Here is a 23,489-nt window from a genome sequence, read left to right on the forward strand (position 1 = left end):
GGCAGCCGCCGCTTCATGTCGCCGCCGCAATACGCGGTGTGGGTGCCGCCCGGGGCCGAGCACAGTTTCTATAGCAATCAGCCGATCAACTATCGCGCGGTCTGCCTTGCGCCGGCGCTGTGCCGTGATCTGCCGCAGCAGGCTTGCACCCTGGCGATCAGCGACATTCTCAAGGCGATCCTGAAAGACTTCGCCGCCCGCGATGTGAAAATTCCCGAGCACGACGCAGACAAGCGTCTGGCTCAAGTGCTGGTGGACCAACTGCAACAGGCGCCGATGCATGAATGTTATTTGCCTTACGCCAGCAGCTCCGGGTTGCTCGGCATTCTGGAAACCCTGCAGGCCGAGCCTGGGGATAACCGACCATTGGCGGATTGGGCTGCGAACATTCATGTCAGTGAACGCACGTTGGCGCGGCAGTTTGTCCGCGAGTTGGGCATGAGTTTCGGGGAGTGGCGGCAACGGTTGCGGTTTCTGGCGGCGATCGAAGCGCTCGATAGCCAACGCAGCATTCAGGAAATCGCCTTCGACATGGGGTACAGCACCGGCTCGGCATTCATCGCGATGTTTCAGCGTCAGGCCGGGTGCACGCCTGAGCAATATCGACGCAGCCACCTCGATAGCAGGTGAACGTGTAACAGGCTTTGTCTACACTCCGAAACAAGGCCGCATCCATCGGTGCGGTAACAAGGAGAACACTCCATGAAGATGTTGCGTGCCCCGTTGTTGATGATCGGTTTGCTGCTCTGCTCGCAGGGTTTTGCCGCCACTGCCCAGCAGAACAAAATGACCACCTGCAATGCCGACGCTACCGCAAAAAGCCTCAAGGGCGACGAGCGCAAAGCCTTCATGAGCACTTGCCTCAAAGCCGCGCCGGCCGCCGATGCCGCCAAGCCCATGACCCCTCAGCAAGAGAAGATGAAAACCTGCAACGCCGACGCCACGACCCAGGCGCTCAAGGGCGATGCGCGCAAAGCCTTCATGAGCGATTGCCTGAAGAAAAAATAAACAGTGTGGGAGCGAGCCTGCTCGCGATGCAGGCGACTCGGTATCACACAGGACCGCGTTGATGCCATCGCGAGCAGGCTCGCTCCCACAGGTTCGTGTTTGCTCGCTTCGGCGCCGGAACGCTGGCAGACTGCCAATCCTTTTACGTCGTTCGTTTTGAGGCTGTATGTCAGCGTTTTCTCAGCGTCAGGTCTTGTTGTTCATCAGCTGGGTCATCATTTTTGGTGGTTTGCTGCTGGTGCTTCCTCTGCGATTGCTGCCCAGCCTGTTGGCCGGGTTGTTGGTGTTCGAACTGGTCAACATGCTCACGCCGCAATTGCAGCGGCTGATCGAAGGTCGCCGTGCGCGCTGGCTGGCGGTGGCGTTGCTGGGGACATTGGTGGTCAGCGTGCTGGCGCTGATCTTTGCCGGCGCGATCAGCTTTCTGCTGCACGAGGCGGAAAACCCTGGCGCTTCTCTCGACAAATTCATGGTCGTGGTCGACCGCGCACGCGGGCAGTTGCCGCCGTTCATCGACGCTTATCTACCGGCCAGCGCCGCCGAGTTCCGCGTGGCGATCGGCGAGTGGATGAGCAAGCACCTCAGCGACTTGCAACTGGTGGGCAAGGACGCGGCGCACATGTTCGTAACGCTGCTGATCGGCATGGTGCTGGGGGCGATCATCGCCTTGCAGCGAGCGCCGGACGTGACCAAGCGCAAGCCCTTGGCCGCGGCGCTGTTTGACCGCTTGCACCTGTTGGTCCAGGCGTTTCGCAACATCGTTTTCGCCCAGATCAAGATTTCCTTGCTCAACACCTTCTTCACCGGGATTTTCCTCGCGGTGGTCCTGCCGATGTTCGGGATCAAGCTGCCGCTGACCAAAACCCTGATCGTGCTGACCTTCCTGCTCGGCCTGTTGCCGGTGATCGGCAACCTGATGTCGAACACCTTGATCACCATCGTCGGCTTGTCGCTGTCGATCTGGGTGGCGGTGGCGGCGCTGGGTTACCTGATCGTTATCCACAAGCTCGAATACTTCCTCAACGCGCGCATCGTCGGCGGGCAGATCAGTGCCAAGTCGTGGGAGTTGCTGCTGGCAATGCTGGTGTTCGAAGCCGCGTTCGGCCTGCCGGGGGTGGTGGCGGGGCCGATTTATTACGCGTATCTGAAGAGTGAGTTGAAGCAGGTGGGGATGGTTTGATCCCGCAGATGCATTGCCTGGTCTGATGCCTTCGCGGGCAAGCCTCGCTCCTACAGGTTGGGTGTGTGCCGCGAAAACGCCGCATGACCTGTAGGAGCGAGGCTTGCCCGCGAAGCAGGCGCCGCGGTCTTTCAGGTCAATCCATCGGGCCGTAACGCTTGGCCGCTTCGATCGCCAACCCACTGCCGATGCTGCCGAAGATGTTCCCTTCCACATGCCGCGCATTCGGCAACATGGCCGAGACGCTGTTGCGCAGCGCCGGAATCCCGCTCGAACCCCCGGTGAAGAACACGGTGTCCACCTGATCGACCCGCACGTTGGCGTCGTTCAGCAACTGGGTCACGCTGTTGCGCACCCGCTCCAGCAGGTTGTCGATGGCTGATTCGAACAGTGCACGGCTCAGTTCCACGCTCAAACCCGGTTCGATGCGATCCAGTGGCACATGGCGGCTGTCGGCGTGGGTCAGCTGGATCTTGGTTTCTTCCACTTCCATGGCCAGCCAATGCCCGGCGCGCTGGTCGATCAGCTTGAACAGGCGATCGATGCCGCCTGTGTCTTCGATGTCGTAACGCATGCTGCCCAGCGCCAGCGTCGACTTCTGCGAGTACACCGAGTTGATGGTGTGCCAGGTCGCCAGGTTCATGTGGTGGCTGGTCGGCATGTAAGCGCCGCTCTTCATCCGGCTGCCGTAGCCAAACAGCGGCATCAGGCCTTGCAGGCTCAGCTGCTTGTCGAAATCGGTCCCGCCGATGTGCACGCCGCCGGTGGCGAGGATGTCGTCGTGGCGGTTGTCGTGATTACGGCGCTCAGGGGACAGGCGCACCAGCGAGAAGTCCGACGTACCACCGCCGATGTCCACAATCAGGACAAGCTCTTCTTTTTCGATGGTCGACTCATAGTCGAATGCCGCCGCAATCGGCTCGTACTGGAACGAGACGTCCTTGAAACCAATGGCGCGGGCCACATCCACCAGGGTGTTTTCCGCTTCCTGGTCGGCCAACTCGTCGTCATCGACGAAAAATACCGGACGGCCCAGCACCACTTCCTCGAACTCTCGACCGGCGGCGGTTTCGGCGCGCTTCTTCAATTGGCCGATGAACAACCCGAGCAGGTCCTTGAACGGCATCGCAGTGCCGAGGACGCTGGTGTCGTGCTTGATCAGTTTGGAACCCAGCAGGCTCTTGAGCGAGCGCATCAACCGGCCTTCGTAGCCTTCCAGGTACTCGTGCAGCGCCAGCCGGCCGTACACCGGGCGGCGTTCTTCCATATTGAAGAAGACCACCGAGGGCAAAGTGATCTTGTCGTCCTCCAGCGCGATCAGCGTTTCCATGCCGGGGCGCAGCCAGCCGACGGTGGAGTTGGACGTGCCGAAGTCGATACCACAGGCACGGGCTGGAGATGCGTTTTTCATGTCTTTCAAGTTCCGGTTAAAAAACGGCCGCGCAGTGTATGTCAGTGCGGCGAAGATTCGAAGGCCGACTATCCGTTAAATCGCAGCGATCAGCGCTTGAAAGATGGTCCAACACCCCCAAACTCCACTGCATAGGCTTGGCAGCCCTCAAGGCGACTGCAAGAACCGCGCCCGCTGCCGATAAACTTCTGATGCGCTGCCCGGTCACAATGTTGAGATCGGTCAATCCAGATGCTGCAAACAAGAGCATGCTGTGCCGTGCTGCGCGATTTCGATAATGGATGGTGATTCCCTCGATGGACTTCAAAGACTATTACAAGATTCTCGGTGTGGAGCCGACCGCGGACGATAAGGCGATCAAAGCCGCCTATCGAAAGCTGGCGCGCAAATACCACCCCGACGTCAGCAAGGAAAAGGACGCCGAGGCTAAATTCAAGGACGCTTCGGAAGCCTATGAAGCGCTGAAAAGCGCCGACAAGCGCGCCGAATACGACGACTTGCGTAAATACGGCCACCACGGTCAGCCCTTTCAGGGCCCACCGGGTTGGCAGAGCCGCGGTGGTTTCGGGGGTGGTGGTCAGGACACGGGCGATTTTTCGGACTTTTTCAGTTCGATCTTCGGCAACCGTGGTCCGGGTTTCGGTGGTGGTGGACGGTCGGGCCATAGCGCCGGACGTCGAGGACAAGACGTGGAAATGGAATTACCGGTTTTTCTGGAAGAAACCCTCTCGACCGAATCGAAGAAGGTCAGCTTCCAGGTGCCGCATTACAACGCTGCCGGCCAGCATGTCAGCAACACCAGCAAAAGCCTGAACGTGAAGATCCCCGCTGGCGTGACCGATGGCGAGCGCATCCGCCTCAAGGGCCAAGGGGCGCCGGGCGTCGGTGGTGGAGCCAATGGCGATCTGTACCTGACCATCCGTTTTGCGCCGCACCCCAAATTCGACGTCGAAGGCGAGAACCTGATCATCACCTTGCCGCTGGCACCGTGGGAGCTGGCGCTGGGGACCGAAGTCGCGGTGCCGACCCTGACCGGCAAGATCAACCTCAAGGTTCCGGCCGGCAGCCAGAATGGCCAGCGCATGCGCGCCAAGGGCCACGGCCTGCTGCACAAGGCCGGTCACCGTGGCTACCTGTTCGTGCAGCTCAAGGCAGTGATGCCGAAAAAACTGGACCATGACGTCAAAGAATTGTGGGAGGAGCTGGCAAAAAAAGCCGCTTTCGATCCGCGAGAGAACTTTTGATTTCGAGATAAGGAGTAGCCAATCATGAGCGACCCCGTGATCGTTCTATTGGACCTGGCGGAATTCTGCGAGGCGACCGAACTGTCGGACGTGCATGTGATCGAGATCGTCGAGCACGGCATCCTCGAACCTCAGGGAGCACAGCCCAAGGATTGGCGCTTCACCGATTATGAACTGGCACTGGCCAAGCGCGCTGCCAAGCTGCGGCGCGACCTGGAGCTGGAGTGGGAAGGCGTCGCCCTGGCGCTAGACCTGCTGGAAGAAGTCCAGCAACTGCGGGCAGAGAACCGCATGCTCAGGCAGCGGTTGGGGCGGTTGCTGGTCGAGTAATCGTTCTGGTGTTTTTGTGTTGTCTGTCAGACTGCCATCGCGAGCAGGCTCGCTCCCACATTTCTGATTTGCGGTGAACACGGAATTTGTGAACACCAACAATCCCTGTGGGAGCGAGCCTGCTCGCGATGAACGATAACGCGGTCTTCTCGCCTCTGGAGAAAACTCAGAACAGGAAGTAGCGCTGCGCCATCGGCAACACATCCGCCGGTTCACACCAGAGCAACACGCCGTCGGCCTTGACCTGATAGGTTTGAGGATCGACGTCGATCTTCGGCAGATAATCGTTGTGGATCAGGTCGGTTTTCTGCACGTCGCGACAGCCTTTGACCACGGCGATTTTCTTCTTCAGGCCCAGAGCTTCGGGCAAGCCTGCTTCCTGCGCTGCCTGGCTGATAAACGTCAGGCTGGTGGCGTGCAACGAGCCGCCGTAACTGGCGAACATCGGGCGGTAGTGCACCGGTTGCGGCGTCGGGATCGAAGCGTTGGCGTCACCCATCAGGCTGGCCGCAATCGCACCGCCCTTGAGGATCAGCGTCGGTTTTACGCCAAAGAACGCCGGGCGCCACAGCACCAGATCCGCCCATTTACCCACTTCCACCGAACCCACTTCATGGCTGATGCCGTGGGTGATCGCCGGGTTGATGGTGTACTTGGCGATGTAGCGTTTGGCGCGGAAGTTGTCGTTGCCTTCGCCATCACCGGGCAGCGGGCCGCGCTGCTTCTTCATTTTGTCGGCGGTCTGCCAGGTGCGCGTGATGACTTCACCGACGCGGCCCATGGCCTGGCTGTCGGAGCTGATCATCGAGAACGCGCCGAGGTCGTGGAGGATGTCTTCGGCGGCAATCGTCTCGCGGCGGATGCGGCTTTCGGCGAAGGCCACGTCTTCGGCAATGCTCGGGTCCAGGTGGTGGCAGACCATCAGCATGTCGAGGTGTTCATCGATGGTGTTGCGGGTGAACGGCCGGGTCGGGTTGGTCGAACTCGGCAGCACGTTGGTGAAACCGCAGGCCTTGATGATGTCCGGGGCGTGGCCGCCGCCGGCACCTTCGGTGTGGTAGGTGTGGATGGTGCGGCCCTTGAAGGCGGCGAGAGTGGTTTCGACGAAGCCCGACTCGTTGAGGGTGTCGGTATGGATCGCCACCTGCACGTCGTACTGATCGGCCACGTTCAGGCAGTTGTCGATGCTCGCCGGGGTGGTGCCCCAGTCTTCGTGCAGCTTGAGGCCGATGGCGCCGGCCTTGACCTGCTCGATCAACGGCTCCGGCAGGCTGGCGTTGCCCTTGCCGGTGAAGCCGATGTTCATCGGGAATGCATCGGCGGCCTGAAGCATACGCGCCAGGTGCCATGGCCCGGAGGTGCAAGTGGTGGCATTGGTGCCAGTGGCCGGTCCGGTGCCGCCGCCGATCATGGTAGTGACGCCGCTCATCAGCGCTTCTTCGATCTGCTGCGGGCAGATGAAATGGATGTGGGTGTCGATGCCGCCGGCGGTGAGGATCATGCCTTCACCGGCGATGACTTCGGTGCTGGCGCCGACCGCGATGGTGACGTTCGGCTGGATGTCCGGGTTGCCGGCCTTGCCGATGGCGGCGATGCGCCCGTCCTTGAGGCCGACGTCCGCCTTGACGATGCCCCAGTGGTCGATGATCAGCGCGTTGGTGATCAGGGTGTCGACGACCTCTGCGGCCAATAACTGGCTCTGGCCCTGGCCGTCGCGAATGACTTTGCCGCCACCGAATTTCACTTCTTCGCCGTAGGTGGTGAAGTCCTGTTCCACTTCGATCCACAGTTCGGTGTCGGCCAGACGGACCTTGTCACCGACGGTGGGGCCGAACATGTCGGCGTAGGCTTGACGGGAAATCTTCATTGGAATTCCTTGCACAAATCTATTGTGGCGAGGGGGCTTGCCCCCGTTCGAGTGCGAAGCGCTCGCAAATCGGTTGATGTGTTCTACCGGATAAACCGAGGTGGCAGGTTTTACGACCGCTGCGCGGCCGAACGGGGGCAAGCCCCCTCGCCACAGGGATTGGTGTCAATCCAGGTCACCCATGATCCTGCCGGCAAACCCGAACACCCGGCGATGCCCGGCCAGGTCCACCAGCTCGACCTCGCGGCTCTGCCCCGGCTCGAAGCGCACGGCGGTGCCGGCGGGGATGTTCAGGCGCATGCCGCGGCTGGCGGCGCGGTCGAAGGTCAGGGCGTCGTTGGTTTCGAAGAAGTGATAGTGCGAGCCGACCTGAATCGGCCGATCGCCGCTGTTGGCCACCTTCAGGCTGAGGGTGCGGCGGCCAACGTTGAGTTCGATGTCGCCGGGCTGGATCTGGTATTCACCGGGAATCATCAATGGGCTCCTTGGAGAATCTTGTAGTAAAGGGCGGTCGGTTTGTACTGGCCGTTCGGGTCGCAGGCGTAATCGGGGATTTCGCCGGCGCGGGTGTAACCCAGGGCCTTGTAGAAGTCTTCGGCGGGGGAGCCGGCTTCGGTGTCGAGGTAGAGCATGCCGCGCTTGTGCTGGCGTGCCGCGAGCTCAACGGCATGCATCATCTGTTGGCCCAGGCCGCGACGACGGGCGTGTTCACGCACCAGCAGTTTCTGCACTTCGGCACGATTCAGCCCATTGGCTTTCTGGCACAACGTCAATTGCACGCTGGCCTGCACCTGTTCGTCCTTGACCACCACCCAGAGCAGCACGTTGTCTTTGTTCAGGTTCTCCTGGACTTCATCGAAATAGGCTCGGGCCTGGGTGGCGTCCAGATCCGCCATGAACCCGACACTGGCGCCATAGCCGACGGCGTCGAGCAGCAAATCAATCAAACCCTGACGATAGTGCGCAAAGCTTTCAACGTTGACGCGGCGCAGTTGGGCGGCGTTCATGGGTATCACTCCTTGTGGGGACCGGGTGGCATTGCGCCCGGGTCGAGAATCAGTTGCATGAAGGTCAGGTCCAGCCAGCGGCCGAACTTGGTACCCACCTGCGGCATTTGGCCGGTGACGACAAAACCGGCCCGCTCGTGCAGCCGGATCGAGGCGCCGTTACCGCTTTCGATGGCGGCGACCATCACGTGTTTGTTGCAGCCTTTGGCGCGTTCGATCAGTGCTTCCATCAGTCGCGGCCCGAGGCCATTGCCCCGCTGGTCGTTGCGCACGTACACCGAGTGCTCGACCGTGTGGCGGAACCCGTCGAACGGGCGCCAGTCACCGAATGAAGCGTAGCCGAGTACGCTGTTGTCGCCGTCGACGATCACCAGGATCGGATAACCCTGATCTTGCCGGGCGCTGAACCAGGCCTGGCGGTTGCCCAGGTCCACGGCTTGTTCGTTCCAGATCGCCGTGGTGTTGAGCACGGCGTCGTTGTAGATGTCGCGGATCGCTGGCAGATCGGCGTGCAGCGCATCGCGGATGTGGTAAGTCATGGCGCGGCCTCAGGCGATCGGTTGGTGAACGGTGACCAGTTTGGTGCCGTCGGGAAACGTCGCTTCGACCTGGATCTCCGGGATCATTTCCGGGATGCCTTCCATCACTTGTTCGCGGCTGAGCAGGGTGGTGCCGAAATGCATCAGCTCGGCCACGGTCTGGCCGTCACGCGCGCCTTCGAGCAACGCCGCGGAAATGTAGGCCATGGCCTCCGGGTAATTGAGTTTCACGCCGCGAGCCAAACGCCGCTCAGCCACGAGGCCGGCGGTGAAGATCAGCAGCTTGTCTTTTTCGCGTGGGGTCAGGTCCATCGTAGAAATCCATAATCGGCAGTTAAAAAATTACTCAACCTGTAGGAGCGAGGCTTGCCCGCGAAGAACGATAACGCGGTCTTGCGTTAAACCGAGGCGTTCCTTTCGCGGGCAAGCCTCGCTCCTACAGGGGATCGTGTTCAGGTACTCCATATTCGTGGTGGGACGGCTTCTCGGCCAAGCAACGCAGGCCTGAGCAATCGCCACACATCGATCAGCCAGCCACGTGCCAACAGCGCTTCACTGGCCAGGCATCGAGCCACCAAAAGCCCCGGCAATTGCGTCAGATCTCCGCGTACGTCATTGGGCAGCAAGCGGCACTTCTCCAGCAATTCGCTATCAATGTCACCCGTCACCAGCAACGTCGCAAACACCGGTTGGCCGTCCAGCCCTATCGGCGAATCCAGCAAGCCATCATTCCCGACAATGCGCTGGCGTTCGTGCCAGAGCAACTGGCCGTCGCGACGGATATCCAGATGCGCCTGAAAGTGCCCGAGATCGAAACGCTCACCGCTGGCCGGGCGTCCCAGCGCCACCACATCCCAGTAGAACAACCGCGCATCGCCCTCAAGGTCGATGCGGGTGCTGAGTTCCGCCTGAGCATCGCTGAAGATAATCGTCTCTTGCGACAGCCACTCCAACGTAGCACCGGCGGCCACGCGCAGGTCGAGTTTCTGATAAGCCGGCCCGGCCGCGCGATACCACTTGGCGGCGCCGGGGCTGGTGATTTGCGCCCAGGCGTTTGTGCCGACGCTGGCCGAGATGTCCAGTCGATCACCACCGGCAATCCCGCCCGGCGGGTGGACGATGATGTGCTGGCACACCTCGGGGCCTTCGGCGTACAGATGCTTCTGCACCCGCAGCGGGCCTTTGTGGCGACGCTGCACCGGGCGTGTGCTCTCGCCGAAGCGGGCGTAGCCGAGTTCCAGCTCGGCATGCCAGCTGGGGGTGAACAGCGTGATGGGGGCAGGTAAATTCATGATTTCTAATTATCGTCAGGAGGCTGCAGGTTAGATCGTAACCAGTCCACGGACACCTTCGGCTTCCATATTTTCGCCGCGCCCTTGTTGCACGATCTCGCCCCGGGACATGACCAGGTACTGATCGGCCAGTTCGGCGGCGAAATCATAGAACTGCTCCACCAGCAGAATCGCCATGTCACCGCGAGCCGCGAGCTGCTTGATCACCGCGCCGATTTCCTTGATCACCGACGGCTGGATGCCTTCGGTGGGTTCGTCGAGAATCAGCAACCGTGGACGGCTGGCCAATGCTCTGCCGATCGCCAGTTGCTGTTGTTGACCACCAGACAAATCACCACCGCGCCGTTGCTTCATTTGCAGCAGCACCGGGAACAGCTCGTAGATGAACGCCGGGACTTCCTTCGCTTCAGAGCCGGGAAACCGCGAGAGGCCCATCAGCAGGTTTTCTTCCACGGTCAGTCGGCCGAATATTTCCCGGCCCTGAGGCACGTAAGCGATGCCGGCATGCACCCGTTGGTGCGGCTTGAACGTGGTGATCGGTTTGCCTTCCCAGTTCACCGCGCCTTCTTTGGCTGGCAGCAAACCCATCAGGCATTTGAGCAGGGTGGTCTTGCCCACGCCATTGCGCCCGAGCAGGCAGGTGACTTCGCCGACCTTCACCTCAAACGTCAGGCCCCGCAGGATGTGGCTACCGCCGTAGTACTGGTGCAGCTTATCGACTTGCAGCATGTTCAAATTCCTTCTGTGTGACACGGGCTCCACTTGAGACACACCTCTGCCCTTGTAGGAGCGAGGCTTGCCCGCGAAGAACGATGACGCGGTCTCGCAGGTGAACCGAGGCGTCCCTTTCGCGGGCAAGCCTCGCTCCTACAGAAGCGCGAGAATCATCGGCCGAGGTACACCTCGATCACCCGCTCATTGTCCTGCACCTGCTCCAGCGACCCTTCGGCCAGCACGCTGCCTTGATGCAACACGGTGACGTGGTCGGCAATCGAGCCGACGAAGCCCATGTCGTGTTCCACCACCATCAGTGAATGCTTGCCCGCCAGGCTCTTGAACAGTTCGGCAGTGAATTCGGTTTCGGCGTCGGTCATGCCCGCCACCGGTTCGTCGAGCAACAGCAGTTGCGGGTCTTGCATCAGCAGCATGCCGATTTCCAGAAACTGCTTCTGACCGTGGGATAACAAGCCCGCCGGGCGATTGACCGAGGCCGTCAGGCGGATGGTTTCCAGCACTTCGCTGATGCGATCTTTCTGCTCGCCACTGAGACGAGCCCGCAGGCTGGCCCACACCGACTTGTCGGTTTTCTGCGCCAGTTCCAGGTTTTCGAACACGCTCAAGGCCTCGAACACCGTCGGCTTCTGGAACTTGCGACCGATGCCGGCCTGGGCAATCTGCACTTCACTCATCTGCGTCAGGTCCAGGGTTTCACCGAACCAGGCTTTGCCATGACTTGGGCGAGTCTTGCCGGTGATCACGTCCATCAGCGTGGTCTTGCCCGCGCCGTTGGGGCCGATGATGCAGCGCAATTCGCCGACGCCGATGTACAGGTTCAGATCGTTCAGCGCCTTGAAACCATCGAAGCTGACGCTGATGTCTTCCAGGGTCAGGATGGTGCCGTGGCGGGTATTCAGGCCGGGGCCGACGCGTTGGCCGAGGCCGATGGCGTCGCGGCTGCTACCTGCATCCTTGTTGGGCTCTACGGGGAAAAACGCCGGTTCGAGCATGAATTCAGCCGTTGCAGTCACTCTCATTGCTCACCCCTTTTCTTCAGCAACCCGATCACGCCTTTGGGCAGGTACAAAGTCACGACGATGAACAGCGCACCGAGGAAGAACAGCCAGTACTCCGGAAACGCCACGGTGAACCAGCTCTTCATCCCGTTGACTACACCCGCGCCGAGCAGCGGGCCGATCAGCGTGCCGCGCCCACCCAGTGCGACCCAAACGGCGGCCTCGATGGAGTTGGTCGGCGACATTTCACTCGGATTGATGATCCCGACTTGCGGCACATACAGCGCACCGGCCAAGCCGCACAGCACTGCACTCAACACCCAGACAAACAACTTGAAACCGCGTGGATCGTAGCCGCAGAACATCAAGCGATTTTCCGCATCGCGCAACGCGGTCAGCACCCGGCCGAACTTGCTTTGCGCCAACCGCCAGCCGATGAACAGGCTCGCCACCAGCAGCAACACCGTGGCGAAAAACAACACCGCACGCGTCCCCGGTTCGGTGATGCCAAACCCGAGAATGGTGCGGAAATTGGTGAAGCCGTTGTTGCCGCCAAACCCGGTTTCGTTGCGGAAAAACAGCAGCATCCCGGCGAAGGTCAGGGCCTGGGTCATGATCGAGAAATACACGCCTTTGATCCGCGAACGGAAGGCGAAGAAACCGAACACCAGCGCCAGCAGGCCCGGCGCTAATACAACAAGACACATGGCCCAGAGGAAGCTGCTGGTGCCGGTCCAGTACCACGGCAATTCGGTCCACGACAGGAACGTCATGAACGCCGGCAAGCCGTCGCCCGAGGCCTGGCGCATCAGGTACATGCCCATGGCGTAACCGCCGAGGGCGAAGAACAGACCGTGACCCAGCGACAACAGGCCGGCGTAACCCCAGACCAGATCGAGGGCCAGGGCAACGATGGCGTAGCAAAGGATTTTGCCCACCAACGTCAGGGTGTAGGCCGAGACGTGAAAAACACTGATGGGCGATAACAGCGACAGCAGCGGCAACGCCAGCAGCAAAACAAGGATTACCGCGCCAACAGCGAGGGTGACTTTTGGGCCGGCCTTTTGTGTGGCCGTGAGCAGTAGGGGCTGATTCATCAGTCGATCACCCGTCCTTTCAGTGCGAAGAGGCCTTGCGGACGTTTCTGAATGAACAGAATGATCAGCGCGAGGATCAGGATTTTGCCGAGCACCGCACCGATCTGCGGTTCGAGAATTTTGTTGGCGATGCCCAGGCCGAAGGCGGCCAATACGCTACCGGCCAGTTGACCGACACCGCCGAGCACCACCACCAGGAACGAGTCGATGATGTAGCTCTGACCGAGGTCCGGGCCGACGTTGCCGATCTGGCTCAGCGCCACACCGCCGAGGCCGGCGATGCCGGAGCCGAGGCCGAAAGCGAGCATGTCGACGCGCCCGGTCGGTACGCCGCAGCAGGCGGCCATGTTGCGGTTCTGGGTGACGGCGCGCACGTTCAAACCGAGGCGAGTCCTGTTCAGCAGCAGCCAGGTCAGCACCACCACAAACAAGGCGAACGCGATGATCACAATGCGGTTGTACGGCAGCACCAGATTCGGCAACACCTGAATCCCGCCCGACAACCACGCCGGGTTGGCCACTTCGACGTTTTGCGCGCCGAACACCAAACGCACCAACTGAATCAGCATCAGGCTGATGCCCCACGTCGCCAGCAGGGTTTCCAATGGGCGGCCGTAGAGGTGACGAATCACCGTGCGTTCCAGCGCCATGCCGATCCCGGCGGTGACAAAAAACGCTACCGGCAAAGCAATCAGCGGATAGAACTCGATGGCTTGCGGCGCGAAGCGCTGGAACATCAGCTGCACCACGTAAGTCGAGTAGGCACCGAGCATCAGCATCTCGCCGTGGGCCATGTTGATCACGCCGAGCAGGCCGAAGGTGATCGCCAGTCCCAACGCCGCGAGTAGCAGGATCGAACCGAGGGACATACCACTGAACGCCTGCCCGAGCATCTCGCCGATCAGCAGTTTGCGTTTGACCTGGGCCAGGCTGGTTTCGGCGGCGGTGCGCACATTGGCATCGGCTTCGACGCCGGGTTCGAGCAACCCTTCGAGGCGGGTGCGGGCCAGCGGGTCGCCGGTTTCGCCGAGCAAGCGCACAGCGGCGAGGCGCACGGCCGGGTCGGTGTCGACCAATTGCAGGTTGGCCAGTGCCAGGCTCAGGGCGCTATGGACGGTTTCGTCTTTTTCGCCAGCCAGTTGCTGGTCGAGGAATTTCAGCTGCGCCGGTTTGGCGCTTTTCTGCAATTGCTGCGCGGCGGCCAGACGGATTTTGGCGTCGGCGGCGAGCAATTGGTGGCTGGCCAGCGCGGTATCGATCAGACCGCGCAGGCGGTTGTTCAGGCGCAGGATTTTTGGTTGGCCATCGATGGTCAACTCGCCTTGTTGCAAGGCGTTGATCAATTCGATACGGGCCGGATCGGGCTGCGCGGCCCAGGCTTCCAGGAGTTTGGCTTGCTGCACGGGATTGGCCGCGACGAAGTCTTCGGCGTCTCCGGCGTGGGTGGCCATCGGCAATAACAGCGCGAGGGCGAGGATCAAGCGGTAAAGGGCAGTGGGCATATGCATGGCCTTGCACAGACTAAATGTGGGAGCGAGCCTGCTCGCGATAGCGGTCTGACATTCACCATCAATGTCGACTGTCGTGGCCTCATCGCGAGCAGGCTCGCTCCCACAGGGATTTGTGTTGGCCTCGGGGTTGGTGCCCGAGGCCGACATCCAGTGGCTTTAGTTACTCTTCACCGCATAGTCCGGCTTCTTGTCGTTACCCTGAATGAACGGGCTCCACGGCTGGGCGCGGATCGGTCCTTCGGTCTGCCACACCACGTTGAACTGACCGTCGGCCTGAATCTCGCCGATCATCACCGGCTTGTGCAGGTGGTGGTTGGTCTTGTCCATGGTCAGGGTGTAGCCGGACGGCGCGGCGAAGGTCTGGCCGGCCAGGGCTTCGCGGACTTTGTTGACGTCGGTGGACTTGGCTTTCTCCGCCGCTTGCGCCCACATATGGATACCGACATAGGTGGCTTCCATCGGGTCGTTGGTCACCGCTTTGTCGGCGCCCGGCAGGTTGTGTTTCTTGGCGTAGGCTTTCCAGTCGGCGACGAACTTCTTGTTCTGCGGGTTCTCGACCGACTCGAAGTAGTTCCACGCCGCGAGGTTGCCCACCAGCGGTTTGGTGTCGATGCCGCGCAGTTCTTCTTCGCCCACGGAGAACGCCACGACCGGAACGTCGGTGGCTTTCAGGCCCTGGTTGGCCAGTTCTTTATAGAACGGCACGTTGGAGTCGCCATTGACGGTGGAGATGACGGCGGTCTTGCCACCGGCGGAGAATTTTTTGATGTTGGCGACGATGGTCTGGTAATCGCTATGACCGAACGGGGTGTAGGCCTCTTCGATGTCCTTGTCCGCCACACCTTTGGAGTGCAGGAACGAGCGCAGGATCTTGTTGGTGGTGCGCGGGTAGACGTAGTCGGTGCCGAGCAGGAAGTAACGCTTGGCGCTGCCGCCTTCTTCGCTCATCAGGTATTCCACCGCCGGGATCGCCTGCTGGTTCGGCGCGGCGCCGGTGTAGAACACGTTCGGCGACATCTCTTCGCCTTCGTACTGCACCGGGTAGAACAGCAAGCCATTGAGCTCTTCGAACACCGGCAGCACCGATTTACGCGACACCGACGTCCAGCAACCGAACACCACGGCGACTTTGTCCTGAGTCAGCAACTGCCGGCCCTTTTCGGCGAACAGCGGCCAGTTCGATGCAGGGTCAACCACCACCGGTTCAAGCATCTTGCCGTTGACGCCGCCCTTGGCGTTGATTTCGTCGATGGTCATCAACGCCATGTCTTTGAGCGAGGTTTCGGAGATCGCCATGGTGCCGGACAACGAATGCAGAATACCGACCTTGATGGTCTCGGCGGCCTGGACAGTCCAGGCCATGCCCATCGCGGCAATGCTTGCCGATAGTGTGAAAGCCTTGATCAAACTGCGACGCTTCATTGTGCGATCTCCATGAACGTTAAAGTTTTTTATGGTTGGCAGATGCGGACGACTGAAGGGTCTTTAGCAAGGGCTGTGCCCGGTCGGGGAAGGGCAAGGAAATGTCGTATTAAAGCGGTTGCGGGGTTTGGGTGACGCACCATGAAGGACCGCGTTTGGCGCATGGGTGCAACCAGATGCGCCACATTGGGGCGCAGGTGTCGTGCGCCGAATCTGTGAACGACACAAATCCTGTGGGAGCGGGCTTGCCCGCGATGGCGGTGGGTCAGTCACAAGAATATTGGATGTGCCGCCGTCATCGCGAGCAGGCTCGCTCCCACAGTTGATTGGTGGCGTACACCAAGTCTATGAACGACGATGGCCCCTGTGGGAGCGAGCCTGCTCGCGATGAACGATAACGCGGTCTACGCCGGATCGACGTTATCCAGCGCCCGGTTCACCGCCAGCTCTGCCAGCATGATGACCTGCTGAATCGCCATCGCCGTATGGCGCTGCGGGCCGATCAGATTGTTGGCGAAATCGCTGGCCAGGACACTCGCCGAGGCCAACGATTCACAGGCGTGGGCCAGCAGGCTTTCGGTGCCGGCATCCGGGGCAACCAGGAACAGGGTGCTGGGGCGACGGGGTTTTTCGGAGTATTGCGCTGGGGGATCGAGGTAGTAGTCGAGGGCGCGCTTTATGGCTTCGCGATCTTTGAGTAGGTCGTCGTCGCGCGATTTTTCTGCTTCGGGAGTGGTGATGTCGATGGGTGGATCGGGAACTATCTTCTTGCTCATTGGGTGTTGTCTCTTAATTGGAGCCATCCTTTGTCGTTCTCACGCGACGAAGGGGTGGCAGCTATGTGCGGAGTGAGAAACCGGTCAACACCCAAACCCGGCCGGACCGAAGTCCGCCCGCACACAGCCGCCATAGTGCATTGCGGGCAGCGGATAAGCTGGCGGCAATTATGGTGGTACTGATGTTGGATTAATAGTGTTAACCGGGTTCTCACACCCGATCGCTGAGTTGTCAGCGACAGCCCAAGACTAGAGGGCCCACGTCCGACGAACAACCTGAAAACCCCGTGGGAAACTTCCCGGTTTCGACACATCCGTTAAACATTCAAAAGCGCAACGCGGAGCGTCCCTGGCGGCATTCCCACGCAGAGCGTGGGAACGATCAAACAGACGCAGAGTTGCAATCCCTGTGGGAGCGAGCCTGCTCGCGATAGCGGTGGGTCAGCCGAGGTGATGTTGAATGTGCCGCCGCTATCGCGAGCAGGCTCGCTCCCACAATGGATCAGCGGCGGCGCATCAGGCCGATGAAGAACAAGCCACCAATCGCGGCAGTGGCAACGCCGATGGGCAGGTCTTCGGGGGCGATCATGGTGCGGGCGGCGACGTCGACCCAGACGAGGAACAGACTGCCCAACAGGACACACACGGGCAGCAGTCGCCGGTGTTCCGCCCCGACCAACCGCCGCGCAATGTGCGGCACCATCAACCCGACAAAACCAATCGAGCCGCTGATCGACACCAACACCCCGGTCATCAACGACGCAATCAAAAACACCCGCAACCGCACGGTGCGAGCATTCAAGCCCAGGGTCACGGCAGTCTGTTCACCGGCCATCAGCGCATTCAACGGTCGAGCCATGCCCAGCAGCAAAACCAGCCCCAGCAACACGCTGGCCGCCGGCACCGCGAGCAATTCCCAACGCGCCAGGCCAAGGCCGCCGAGCATCCAGAACATCACCGCCGAACTGGCGCGATGGTCGCCAAGAAACAACAGCAAATTGGCAATCGCCATCATCACGAACGACACCGCCACGCCGCATAACAGCAGCCGATCACTGTCCAGCCGCCCATGACGGTTGGCGATCATCAGCACGATCAACATGCTCAACAACGCGCCGATAAACGCCGCAATCGGCAAGGTCAGCAGCCCGACGATTTCACCGACATGCAGCACCACGATCACCGCACCGAGGGTGGCACCGGACGTCACCCCGAGCAGGTGCGGATCAGCCAGCGGATTGCGCGTCACCGCTTGCAGCACCGCGCCAATCAACGCCAGGCCGGCGCCCACCAGTGCACCGAGCAACATGCGCGGCACGCGGATCAGCCAGACGATGTGTTCCTGCCCGGCCGTCCAGTCCGGAATACCGAAACCAAAAATCTTGTGCAGCAATATTCGCCACACCACATCCACCGGCACCCGCGCCGGGCCGAAACCAAGCGACACCACGCACGACACCAGCAACAGCGCGCCGAGGGCAATCAGCAACAAGGCGTAGCGACGATCGATCATTCGCCGTGGAAACCCTTGGCCAGGGTTTCGACCGCCAGTACGTTATCGATCCCCGGCGTGGCCTGCACGTAAGGGATGACGATGAAGCGCTGGTTCTTGATCGCGTCCACCGATTGCAGCGCCTTGTTGTTGAGCAGGAACTGTTCCTTCTGCTCGGCGGTGACTTCGCCATAGTCGACGATCACGATCACCTGCGGATTGCGCTCGACCACGTTCTCCCAATTGACCCGCGTCCAACTCGCCTCGACGTCGTCGAGAATATTGCGCCCACCGGCAGCGTCGATCAGCGCCTGAGGCATGCCGAGTCGCCCGGACGTCATGGCCCTATCCTCACCACTGTCGTAGAGAAACACCCGAGGCTTGTCCGCCGGCAGATCCTTGCGCACTTCGGCGACTTGCGCCTGCATCTGGGCGATCACGGCATTGGCGCGATCCTGCACGTCGAAAATTTTCCCGAGGTTGCGCAGGTCGTTGTAGGTATCTTCCAGGCTGGCCGATGGACGCTTCATCACAAACGCGCAGGACTCGGTCAACTCGTAGACGTTGATGCCCAGCGGTTGCAGGGTTTGCGGCGTGAGATCGCCGCCGACGCGCATACCGTAATCCCAACCGGCGAAGAAGAAATCGACGTTGGCGTTGAGCAGGGTTTCCACCGATGGGTACTTGGCCGCCAACTCCGGCAAGCCGTCGAGGATAGTCTGCATCTCGGGTGTCACCGACTTCCAGCCGGTCACGCCGCTGTAGCCGGCCATCTGCGGTTTGAGTCCGAGGGCGAGCATCATCTGGGTCATGCTGATGTCGTGGCTGACCGCGTGTTTTGGTGCTTGCTTGAACGTCACTTCGCGGTTGCAGCTCTGGACGGTCAGCGGGTATTTCGTGGCTTCGGCGAAGGCTTGGGCACTGCCCAGCAACAGAGCGACGCACAGTAGGGAACGCAAAGTCATGGTTGGGTTATCCAGGTGATTCGTGGGTAGCCGTGCAAAGGGTGGTCATCGATCAGGGCGTCGACGCCGAACACGTTGTGCAGCAGTTGTGTGGTCAGGACTTCTTTGGGTGTGCCGCTGGCGACGATGCGACCGTGATTGATCACGTACAGCCGATCACAGAAGGCCGCCGCCAGATTGAGGTCATGGATGCTCGCCAGCGTGCCGATCTGCAGACGCTTGACCAGTTGCAACAGCTCCAGCTGATAGCGCGGGTCGAGGTGATTGGTCGGTTCGTCGAGGATCAGCAATTGCGGTTGCTGGGCCAGAGCGCGGGCGAGGATTACCCGCTGTTTTTCACCACCTGAAAGGGTGGCGAAGGCGTGGTCTTCGAAGCCCTTGAGGCCGACCGATTCCAGGGCCAGGCTCGCGAAGTTTCGATCCTCGAGGGTGTCGCCATCAAACAGGCCTTTGTGCGGCGTGCGGCCCATGGCGACCACTTCATCCACGGTCAGGCCGAAGGCGTCGGGAAACTCCTGCAACACTACGGCGATGCGTTGCGCGCACCAGCGTGAGGATTGCTTCCAGACGTTGTTGTGGTCGAGTTTGACCTCACCGCTTTCCGGTTTGCTGAAACGATAGGCGCACCGCAGCAGGCTGGTTTTGCCGCTGCCGTTGGGGCCGATCAACCCGACGAACTCGCCGGCGGCCACGTGCAGCGATGCGTCACGCAGCTGGAACTGGTGATGGCAATGGCCGTGGCCCAGGGGTGTCCAGGCGAGGTTCGTGAGGTTCAGCGAGGTCATGCGGTTCTCTTGAGATTTTTGGTGTGGCTGATGACGCCTTCGCGGGCAAGCCTCGCTCCTACAGGGTTTGTGTCGTACGCAATATTTGTGATCGACACAAACCTTGTAGGAGCGAGGCTTGCCCGCGAAGAGGCCCGATGCTTCAAAACTGATAGTCAGCCGTGACAAAAAACGATCGCGGTTCGCCGAGGATCCATTGCTGCCCCTCATTGTATTGGCTTTGCGCGTACTGGCGGTCAAACAGATTATTCACCTGCAACCCCAGCGTCGTATTTCGCAGCACCTTCCATGACAACGTGGCATCGACCACGGTGTAGCTCGGCAGCTCATTCTGGTTGGCCATGTCTGCGTAACGCGCATCGACATAGCGCACACCGGCTCCAGCTTTCAGGTCATCGTTGATCGCTTTGCTCAGCCACAGATTCGCCGTGCGCCGTGGCACGTCCACCGGGCGATTGCCGTTGCGCGACACTGACACACCACTGACCACCTCTTCGAAGTCATCGTATTTGGCTTTGACGATGGCGGCGTTGGCCTGTAACTGCCAGGCGTGCGGCAGTTGCAGATCGAGGCTGGCTTCCAGCCCGTTGGACGATTGCTGGCCGACCTGTTGCTTGAGCGTCGGATTGCCCGGGTCATCGGTCAGCAGTTTCTTTTTGACAATGCGATAGGCCGCCAGGGTCCATTCGCCGCGTTGGTCCCAGAACATCTGCTTCACACCGATTTCGGTCTGCCTGGCGGTGGCCAGGTCATATTGCTGCTGGCTCGGGCTCAGGGAAATCAAACCGCCGACACCATCGGTGCTGGTGGCGTACTGGCCGTAGAGCGAAGTGTCCGGGGTCACGGCAAACACCAGGCCTGCCTTCCAGTTGTTGCCGGTCAAGGTCTTGTCGCTCTGGCTGCCATCGACCAGGTTGTCGCGGTCCACATGCACATAGTCGCGGCGCACACCGGTCACCAGGGACCAGCGATCGCTCAGCTGTGTGCGGTTCTCGGCGAAGGCCGACATTTGCCTGGTGGTGGACTGGAACTGATCGCGGTACGGGTCGGCACTTTCAAAGTTGCTGCGTTGCGGGTGATACAGGTCGACCGGTTGGCCATCGGGCAAGACGTCAGTGAATGGCGAGTTGCTGTCGAGCTGGAAGCGGATGCGGTTGTAATCGACGCCGGTCACGGTCTGGCTGTCGAGGCCGAACAGCGAGTGTTTGAAGGTGAAGGTCTGACGGTCGCCGACCTGTTCCTGCTGATGGCCGATGCCGAAATACCCGCTACGGCTGAGTTGTTGGGTGTCGCGGTCGAAGTTGTAGTTCTCCGCGTTCTGCCAGCGACGTTGGGCCTTGAGGTAATAGAGTTCGTTGCTCGAACTGATGTTCTCGCAAATCTGCCAGTCGCTGGTCAGACGCGTCCATTGATCGTTGTAGTGCTGCTTGTCGTTGCTGACGTTGTAGTTCTTGTCTCGCAGGCTCTCTTTGAAGCGCCCGTTGATCAGCGGCGTGCCGAAATAATTCATCGGCTTCTGATCGCCGTAATCATGGGCCAGGGTGAAGGCCAGATCATCCGTCGCCTGCCAGCGCAGGGCGGCACTGATGAAGTCGCTGGATGAATCTCCACGGTCGACCCAACCGTTGCTGCGCAGGCGATTGAGGTTCAAGCGGTAGCTCAACGTATCGCTCAACGAACCGCCACTGTCGAAGGCCTGCTGCTGGCTGTCGTAGGAACCGTAACCGAGGCGAACGTGGTTTTCGATCTCGCCTTCAAAGGGCTTTTTCGGGATCACATTGACCACTGCGCCAGTCGCGCCTTCGCCATACAGCACCGACGCCGGGCCGCGCAGCACATCGACCCGCTCCACCGACCAGGTGTCGACCGGGAAGGTCACGGTGCCCATGCCGCTGTACATCCGGTTGCCGTCGAACAACTGCATCACCGAACCCTGCCCGGTAAAACCCCGCGCCGACAACGACGTGCCGCCATCGCCGGGCGTACCGGTGCGGCTGATCCCGGTGCTGCGCGACACCGCATCCTGGACGCTGCGATCACCACGCGAGCGGACCTGCTCGCCGGTCAGGCTTTCGACACTGGCCGGGGTTTCCAGCGACGTCAGATCAAGGCGCGAACCGGCGGTGGTCGGGGTGTTCAGGCTGACGGTGTCGTCGTCAAAGGCCGGTGCGGTGATGGTGCCGGTCGGCAGAGTCAGCGGCTGCGCTTGGGCGCTGTTATTCATCGCGAGCAGGCAGAGGCCGGACAAGAGGTACTTGTTCATCGAGGCGGTGAGTCACTTCTTCAAAAGAAAACCCGCAGCATCCGGCTGCGGGCAAGGCGGTACATTTGCGTTATACAGTAACACTAAAAATGACCGTGAGATAAGCGCCGGAAGTCTACAGATCCCTCTATCCTGCGCATCTCGCCTGTTTCATGATGAAGGTGAGGTGGATTCAGTTTGCCGGCTCAAGCGCGACAGCAACACTCGATCCAGCACCCACACAACCACCAGCGAAGCCCCCACCAACGGAAACATCACCGCCAGCCCGAACATGATGACCATCGCGGTTTTCCATTTCGGCAGGTCGTGGCGCAACGGTGGTACACCAAACTTGCCCTGTGGCCGGCGCTTCCACCAGATCACTACGCCGCTGACGGCGCTGAGCAAAATCATCAGGCAGATCAGCAGCACGACGATCTGATTGAACGGGCCGAACATTTTGCCTTCGTGCAGCATCACGCCGACTTCCGTGGCCCGGGCGACATTGCTGTAATGCGTCCAGCGCACGTCGGCGAGGACGTCGCCGGTGTACTGATCCACGTGCAGGGTGGCGTCGTTGCGCGGGTCGTCGGCGAACAAGGCGATGGTGAACACGCCGGTGGCCGTGGTGGGGAAGGTGATGCTGTAGCCGGGTTCGACCTTGCGCTGCACGGCGATGTTTTGCACATCTTGCAGGCTGATGGTCGGCGCGGCCGGGCCGGCTTTTGTGCCGGTGTGAGCCATGTGTTCGGCGTGGTCGCCGGACATCGGCATTGGCGTGTTTTCCATGGCCCACGGCACGGTCTGGCGTGTGGCGCTGTTGAGGCTGCGGGCCTCGACGTCGGACTTCGGCACGTCATTCCACATGGCTACCGGGAAGCGGTTCCAGAGATCGGCGTATTGCTTGCCCCAGAACCCGGTCCAGGTCATGCCGCTGAGCAGCATCACCAGCAGCAATGCCGCGCCCCAGAACCCGGTCACCGCGTGCAGGTCACGCCAGAGCACCCGGCCACGACTGTTCAAGCGTGGCCAGAGGATCCCGGCGGACTGGCCGCGCGGCCACCACAAAAATACCCCGGAGACCACCAGCACCACGCCCCAACCGGCGGCCAATTCCACCAGCCGATCACCGACGGTGCCGATCATCAATTCGCCATGAATCGAGCGCGCAATCGCTTGCAGATTCTTCTTCGCGTCTTGCTCGCCAAGGATGTCGCCGTGGTATGGATCAATGAACACGTTCAGTTCATGACCCTTATCGATGACGACAAATTGCGCACTGCGTTCGGCGTTGGCCGGTGGCAGGTATTGTTTGATCTGACCCTGTGGATACGCTTCTTTCACGCGCTTGAGCAGGTCATCGGCGGAGACTTTGTGATGAGCGGCCGGGACGTTCAGCAGGCTGCCGTACATCAACGGATCGAGTTGCGGTTTGAACAGGTAGATGATGCCGGTCAGGGCCAGCATCACCATGAAAGGCGCGACGAACAGACCGGCATAGAAATGCCAGCGCCAGGCCAGGTTGTAGAAATTCGGTTTGGGGTGTTTCATTTGTGTGCTCCGCTAGGCTTGGGTCTTTTGTTGTTGT

At 60.7% G+C, this 23,489-nt stretch carries 23 protein-coding genes; 5 read left to right on the forward strand and 18 right to left on the reverse strand.

The genetic code is table 11. The annotated features are described in order from the left end of the window. From PMI30_RS11290 to PMI30_RS11280, 3 genes are all read left to right on the forward strand, one after another. Positions 1–630, forward strand: a 630-nt coding sequence (locus PMI30_RS11290; protein ID WP_008011160.1) for an AraC family transcriptional regulator, incomplete at its 5' end; no start/stop codon positions are given. A gap of 72 nt (positions 631–702) precedes the next feature. Then, a complete protein-coding gene (locus tag PMI30_RS11285; protein ID WP_008011162.1) occupies positions 703–1,008 on the forward strand; it encodes a PsiF family protein in 306 nt (101 codons plus the stop codon). Between the two features lie 166 nt (positions 1,009–1,174). Further along, the gene (locus PMI30_RS11280; RefSeq protein WP_008011163.1) at positions 1,175–2,188 is read left to right on the forward strand and encodes an AI-2E family transporter; all 1,014 of its coding nucleotides are present in this window, start codon (positions 1,175–1,177) and stop codon (positions 2,186–2,188) included. Between the two features lie 136 nt (positions 2,189–2,324). Here the strand turns inward: PMI30_RS11280 and PMI30_RS11275 are convergent, their stop codons facing one another. Next, entirely contained in the window at positions 2,325–3,599 is a 1,275-nt protein-coding gene (locus PMI30_RS11275) for an Hsp70 family protein (RefSeq protein ID WP_008011165.1), read from the reverse strand. 296 nt (positions 3,600–3,895) lie between these two features. Between PMI30_RS11275 and PMI30_RS11270 the strand changes: the two genes are divergently transcribed. Next, the gene (locus tag PMI30_RS11270) at positions 3,896–4,843 is read left to right on the forward strand and encodes a DnaJ C-terminal domain-containing protein (protein ID WP_007907355.1); all 948 of its coding nucleotides are present in this window, start codon (positions 3,896–3,898) and stop codon (positions 4,841–4,843) included. A gap of 24 nt (positions 4,844–4,867) precedes the next feature. Next, a complete protein-coding gene (locus tag PMI30_RS11265; RefSeq protein WP_008011168.1) occupies positions 4,868–5,173 on the forward strand; it encodes a chaperone modulator CbpM in 306 nt (101 codons plus the stop codon). Positions 5,174–5,339: 166 nt separating this feature from the next. Here the strand turns inward: PMI30_RS11265 and ureC are convergent, their stop codons facing one another. The 17 genes from ureC to PMI30_RS11180 form a co-directional block, all read right to left on the reverse strand. Then, a complete protein-coding gene (gene ureC, locus PMI30_RS11260) occupies positions 5,340–7,040 on the reverse strand; it encodes an urease subunit alpha (RefSeq protein WP_008011170.1) in 1,701 nt (566 codons plus the stop codon). Between the two features lie 165 nt (positions 7,041–7,205). Continuing rightward, the gene (locus tag PMI30_RS11255; RefSeq protein ID WP_008011171.1) at positions 7,206–7,514 is read right to left on the reverse strand and encodes an urease subunit beta; all 309 of its coding nucleotides are present in this window, start codon (positions 7,512–7,514) and stop codon (positions 7,206–7,208) included. After that, positions 7,514–8,047 (reverse strand): GNAT family N-acetyltransferase, encoded by a 534-nt coding sequence (locus PMI30_RS11250; protein ID WP_008011173.1) that lies wholly within the window; start codon positions 8,045–8,047, stop codon positions 7,514–7,516. Before PMI30_RS11250 ends, PMI30_RS11255 begins: the two co-directional genes overlap by 1 nt. 5 nt (positions 8,048–8,052) lie before the next feature. Continuing rightward, complete coding sequence (locus PMI30_RS11245) at positions 8,053–8,586, reverse strand: GNAT family N-acetyltransferase (protein WP_008011174.1); 534 nt, start codon at positions 8,584–8,586, stop codon at positions 8,053–8,055. Between the two features lie 9 nt (positions 8,587–8,595). Next, positions 8,596–8,898: an urease subunit gamma gene (ureA, locus tag PMI30_RS11240; RefSeq protein ID WP_007907366.1), complete on the reverse strand. Its 303-nt coding sequence runs from the start codon at positions 8,896–8,898 to the stop codon at positions 8,596–8,598. Between the two features lie 140 nt (positions 8,899–9,038). Further along, positions 9,039–9,878 carry an urease accessory protein UreD gene (locus PMI30_RS11235; RefSeq protein ID WP_008011176.1) on the reverse strand — a complete coding sequence of 280 codons (840 nt, stop codon included), beginning with the start codon at positions 9,876–9,878 and terminating at the stop codon, positions 9,039–9,041. Positions 9,879–9,908: 30 nt separating this feature from the next. Further along, positions 9,909–10,607, reverse strand: coding sequence for an urea ABC transporter ATP-binding subunit UrtE (gene urtE, locus PMI30_RS11230; protein WP_007907370.1), 699 nt, complete (start codon positions 10,605–10,607; stop codon positions 9,909–9,911). Between the two features lie 155 nt (positions 10,608–10,762). Beyond that, positions 10,763–11,632, reverse strand: a complete 870-nt coding sequence (gene urtD, locus PMI30_RS11225) for an urea ABC transporter ATP-binding protein UrtD (protein ID WP_007907372.1) — start codon at positions 11,630–11,632, stop codon at positions 10,763–10,765. Continuing rightward, a complete protein-coding gene (gene urtC, locus PMI30_RS11220; RefSeq protein ID WP_008011177.1) occupies positions 11,629–12,708 on the reverse strand; it encodes an urea ABC transporter permease subunit UrtC in 1,080 nt (359 codons plus the stop codon). The genes urtD and urtC overlap by 4 nt, the downstream gene beginning before the upstream one ends. Continuing rightward, positions 12,708–14,210, reverse strand: coding sequence for an urea ABC transporter permease subunit UrtB (gene urtB, locus PMI30_RS11215; RefSeq protein ID WP_008011180.1), 1,503 nt, complete (start codon positions 14,208–14,210; stop codon positions 12,708–12,710). Before urtB ends, urtC begins: the two co-directional genes overlap by 1 nt. Positions 14,211–14,375: 165 nt before the next feature. Further along, positions 14,376–15,641 (reverse strand): urea ABC transporter substrate-binding protein, encoded by a 1,266-nt coding sequence (gene urtA / locus PMI30_RS11210; RefSeq protein WP_008011182.1) that lies wholly within the window; start codon positions 15,639–15,641, stop codon positions 14,376–14,378. A gap of 404 nt (positions 15,642–16,045) precedes the next feature. Then, entirely contained in the window at positions 16,046–16,417 is a 372-nt protein-coding gene (locus tag PMI30_RS11205) for a DUF6124 family protein (RefSeq protein WP_008011184.1), read from the reverse strand. A 502-nt stretch (positions 16,418–16,919) separates the two neighbouring features. Next, positions 16,920–17,930: a FecCD family ABC transporter permease gene (locus PMI30_RS11200; RefSeq protein WP_008011186.1), complete on the reverse strand. Its 1,011-nt coding sequence runs from the start codon at positions 17,928–17,930 to the stop codon at positions 16,920–16,922. Beyond that, on the reverse strand, positions 17,927–18,874 hold the full coding sequence (locus tag PMI30_RS11195; protein ID WP_008011187.1) for an ABC transporter substrate-binding protein: 948 nt from the start codon (positions 18,872–18,874) through the stop codon (positions 17,927–17,929). The genes PMI30_RS11200 and PMI30_RS11195 overlap by 4 nt, the downstream gene beginning before the upstream one ends. After that, positions 18,871–19,659, reverse strand: coding sequence for an ABC transporter ATP-binding protein (locus tag PMI30_RS11190; RefSeq protein WP_008011189.1), 789 nt, complete (start codon positions 19,657–19,659; stop codon positions 18,871–18,873). Before PMI30_RS11190 ends, PMI30_RS11195 begins: the two co-directional genes overlap by 4 nt. A 142-nt stretch (positions 19,660–19,801) precedes the next feature. Beyond that, complete coding sequence (locus tag PMI30_RS11185; protein WP_008011192.1) at positions 19,802–21,922, reverse strand: TonB-dependent receptor; 2,121 nt, start codon at positions 21,920–21,922, stop codon at positions 19,802–19,804. Between the two features lie 150 nt (positions 21,923–22,072). Continuing rightward, the gene (locus PMI30_RS11180; protein WP_008011195.1) at positions 22,073–23,452 is read right to left on the reverse strand and encodes a PepSY-associated TM helix domain-containing protein; all 1,380 of its coding nucleotides are present in this window, start codon (positions 23,450–23,452) and stop codon (positions 22,073–22,075) included. Between the last annotated feature and the right edge of the window lie 37 nt (positions 23,453–23,489).

The sequence above is a fragment of the Pseudomonas sp. GM50 genome (genome assembly GCF_000282375.1).
In the GTDB taxonomy this organism is placed as follows: Bacteria; Pseudomonadota; Gammaproteobacteria; order Pseudomonadales; family Pseudomonadaceae; genus Aquipseudomonas.

What these genes read in the sequence shown, in the direction of transcription:
- PMI30_RS11285 (WP_008011162.1), top strand. Translation starts at nt 703, where the DNA reads ATGAAGATGTTGCGTGCCCCGTTGTTGATGATCGGTTTGCTGCTCTGC.
- urtE (WP_007907370.1), bottom strand. Translation starts at nt 10,607, where the DNA reads ATGCTGCAAGTCGATAAGCTGCACCAGTACTACGGCGGTAGCCACATC.
- urtC (WP_008011177.1), bottom strand. Translation starts at nt 12,708, where the DNA reads ATGAATCAGCCCCTACTGCTCACGGCCACACAAAAGGCCGGCCCAAAA.
- PMI30_RS11280 (WP_008011163.1), top strand. Translation starts at nt 1,175, where the DNA reads ATGTCAGCGTTTTCTCAGCGTCAGGTCTTGTTGTTCATCAGCTGGGTC.
- PMI30_RS11250 (WP_008011173.1), bottom strand. Translation starts at nt 8,047, where the DNA reads ATGAACGCCGCCCAACTGCGCCGCGTCAACGTTGAAAGCTTTGCGCAC.
- PMI30_RS11245 (WP_008011174.1), bottom strand. Translation starts at nt 8,586, where the DNA reads ATGACTTACCACATCCGCGATGCGCTGCACGCCGATCTGCCAGCGATC.
- urtD (WP_007907372.1), bottom strand. Translation starts at nt 11,632, where the DNA reads ATGAGAGTGACTGCAACGGCTGAATTCATGCTCGAACCGGCGTTTTTC.
- PMI30_RS11275 (WP_008011165.1), bottom strand. Translation starts at nt 3,599, where the DNA reads ATGAAAAACGCATCTCCAGCCCGTGCCTGTGGTATCGACTTCGGCACG.
- PMI30_RS11185 (WP_008011192.1), bottom strand. Translation starts at nt 21,922, where the DNA reads ATGAACAAGTACCTCTTGTCCGGCCTCTGCCTGCTCGCGATGAATAAC.
- PMI30_RS11200 (WP_008011186.1), bottom strand. Translation starts at nt 17,930, where the DNA reads ATGATCGATCGTCGCTACGCCTTGTTGCTGATTGCCCTCGGCGCGCTG.
- PMI30_RS11205 (WP_008011184.1), bottom strand. Translation starts at nt 16,417, where the DNA reads ATGAGCAAGAAGATAGTTCCCGATCCACCCATCGACATCACCACTCCC.
- urtB (WP_008011180.1), bottom strand. Translation starts at nt 14,210, where the DNA reads ATGCCCACTGCCCTTTACCGCTTGATCCTCGCCCTCGCGCTGTTATTG.
- ureA (WP_007907366.1), bottom strand. Translation starts at nt 8,898, where the DNA reads ATGGACCTGACCCCACGCGAAAAAGACAAGCTGCTGATCTTCACCGCC.
- PMI30_RS11180 (WP_008011195.1), bottom strand. Translation starts at nt 23,452, where the DNA reads ATGAAACACCCCAAACCGAATTTCTACAACCTGGCCTGGCGCTGGCAT.
- PMI30_RS11255 (WP_008011171.1), bottom strand. Translation starts at nt 7,514, where the DNA reads ATGATTCCCGGTGAATACCAGATCCAGCCCGGCGACATCGAACTCAAC.
- PMI30_RS11235 (WP_008011176.1), bottom strand. Translation starts at nt 9,878, where the DNA reads ATGAATTTACCTGCCCCCATCACGCTGTTCACCCCCAGCTGGCATGCC.
- ureC (WP_008011170.1), bottom strand. Translation starts at nt 7,040, where the DNA reads ATGAAGATTTCCCGTCAAGCCTACGCCGACATGTTCGGCCCCACCGTC.
- PMI30_RS11270 (WP_007907355.1), top strand. Translation starts at nt 3,896, where the DNA reads ATGGACTTCAAAGACTATTACAAGATTCTCGGTGTGGAGCCGACCGCG.
- PMI30_RS11265 (WP_008011168.1), top strand. Translation starts at nt 4,868, where the DNA reads ATGAGCGACCCCGTGATCGTTCTATTGGACCTGGCGGAATTCTGCGAG.
- urtA (WP_008011182.1), bottom strand. Translation starts at nt 15,641, where the DNA reads ATGAAGCGTCGCAGTTTGATCAAGGCTTTCACACTATCGGCAAGCATT.
- PMI30_RS11195 (WP_008011187.1), bottom strand. Translation starts at nt 18,874, where the DNA reads ATGACTTTGCGTTCCCTACTGTGCGTCGCTCTGTTGCTGGGCAGTGCC.
- PMI30_RS11190 (WP_008011189.1), bottom strand. Translation starts at nt 19,659, where the DNA reads ATGACCTCGCTGAACCTCACGAACCTCGCCTGGACACCCCTGGGCCAC.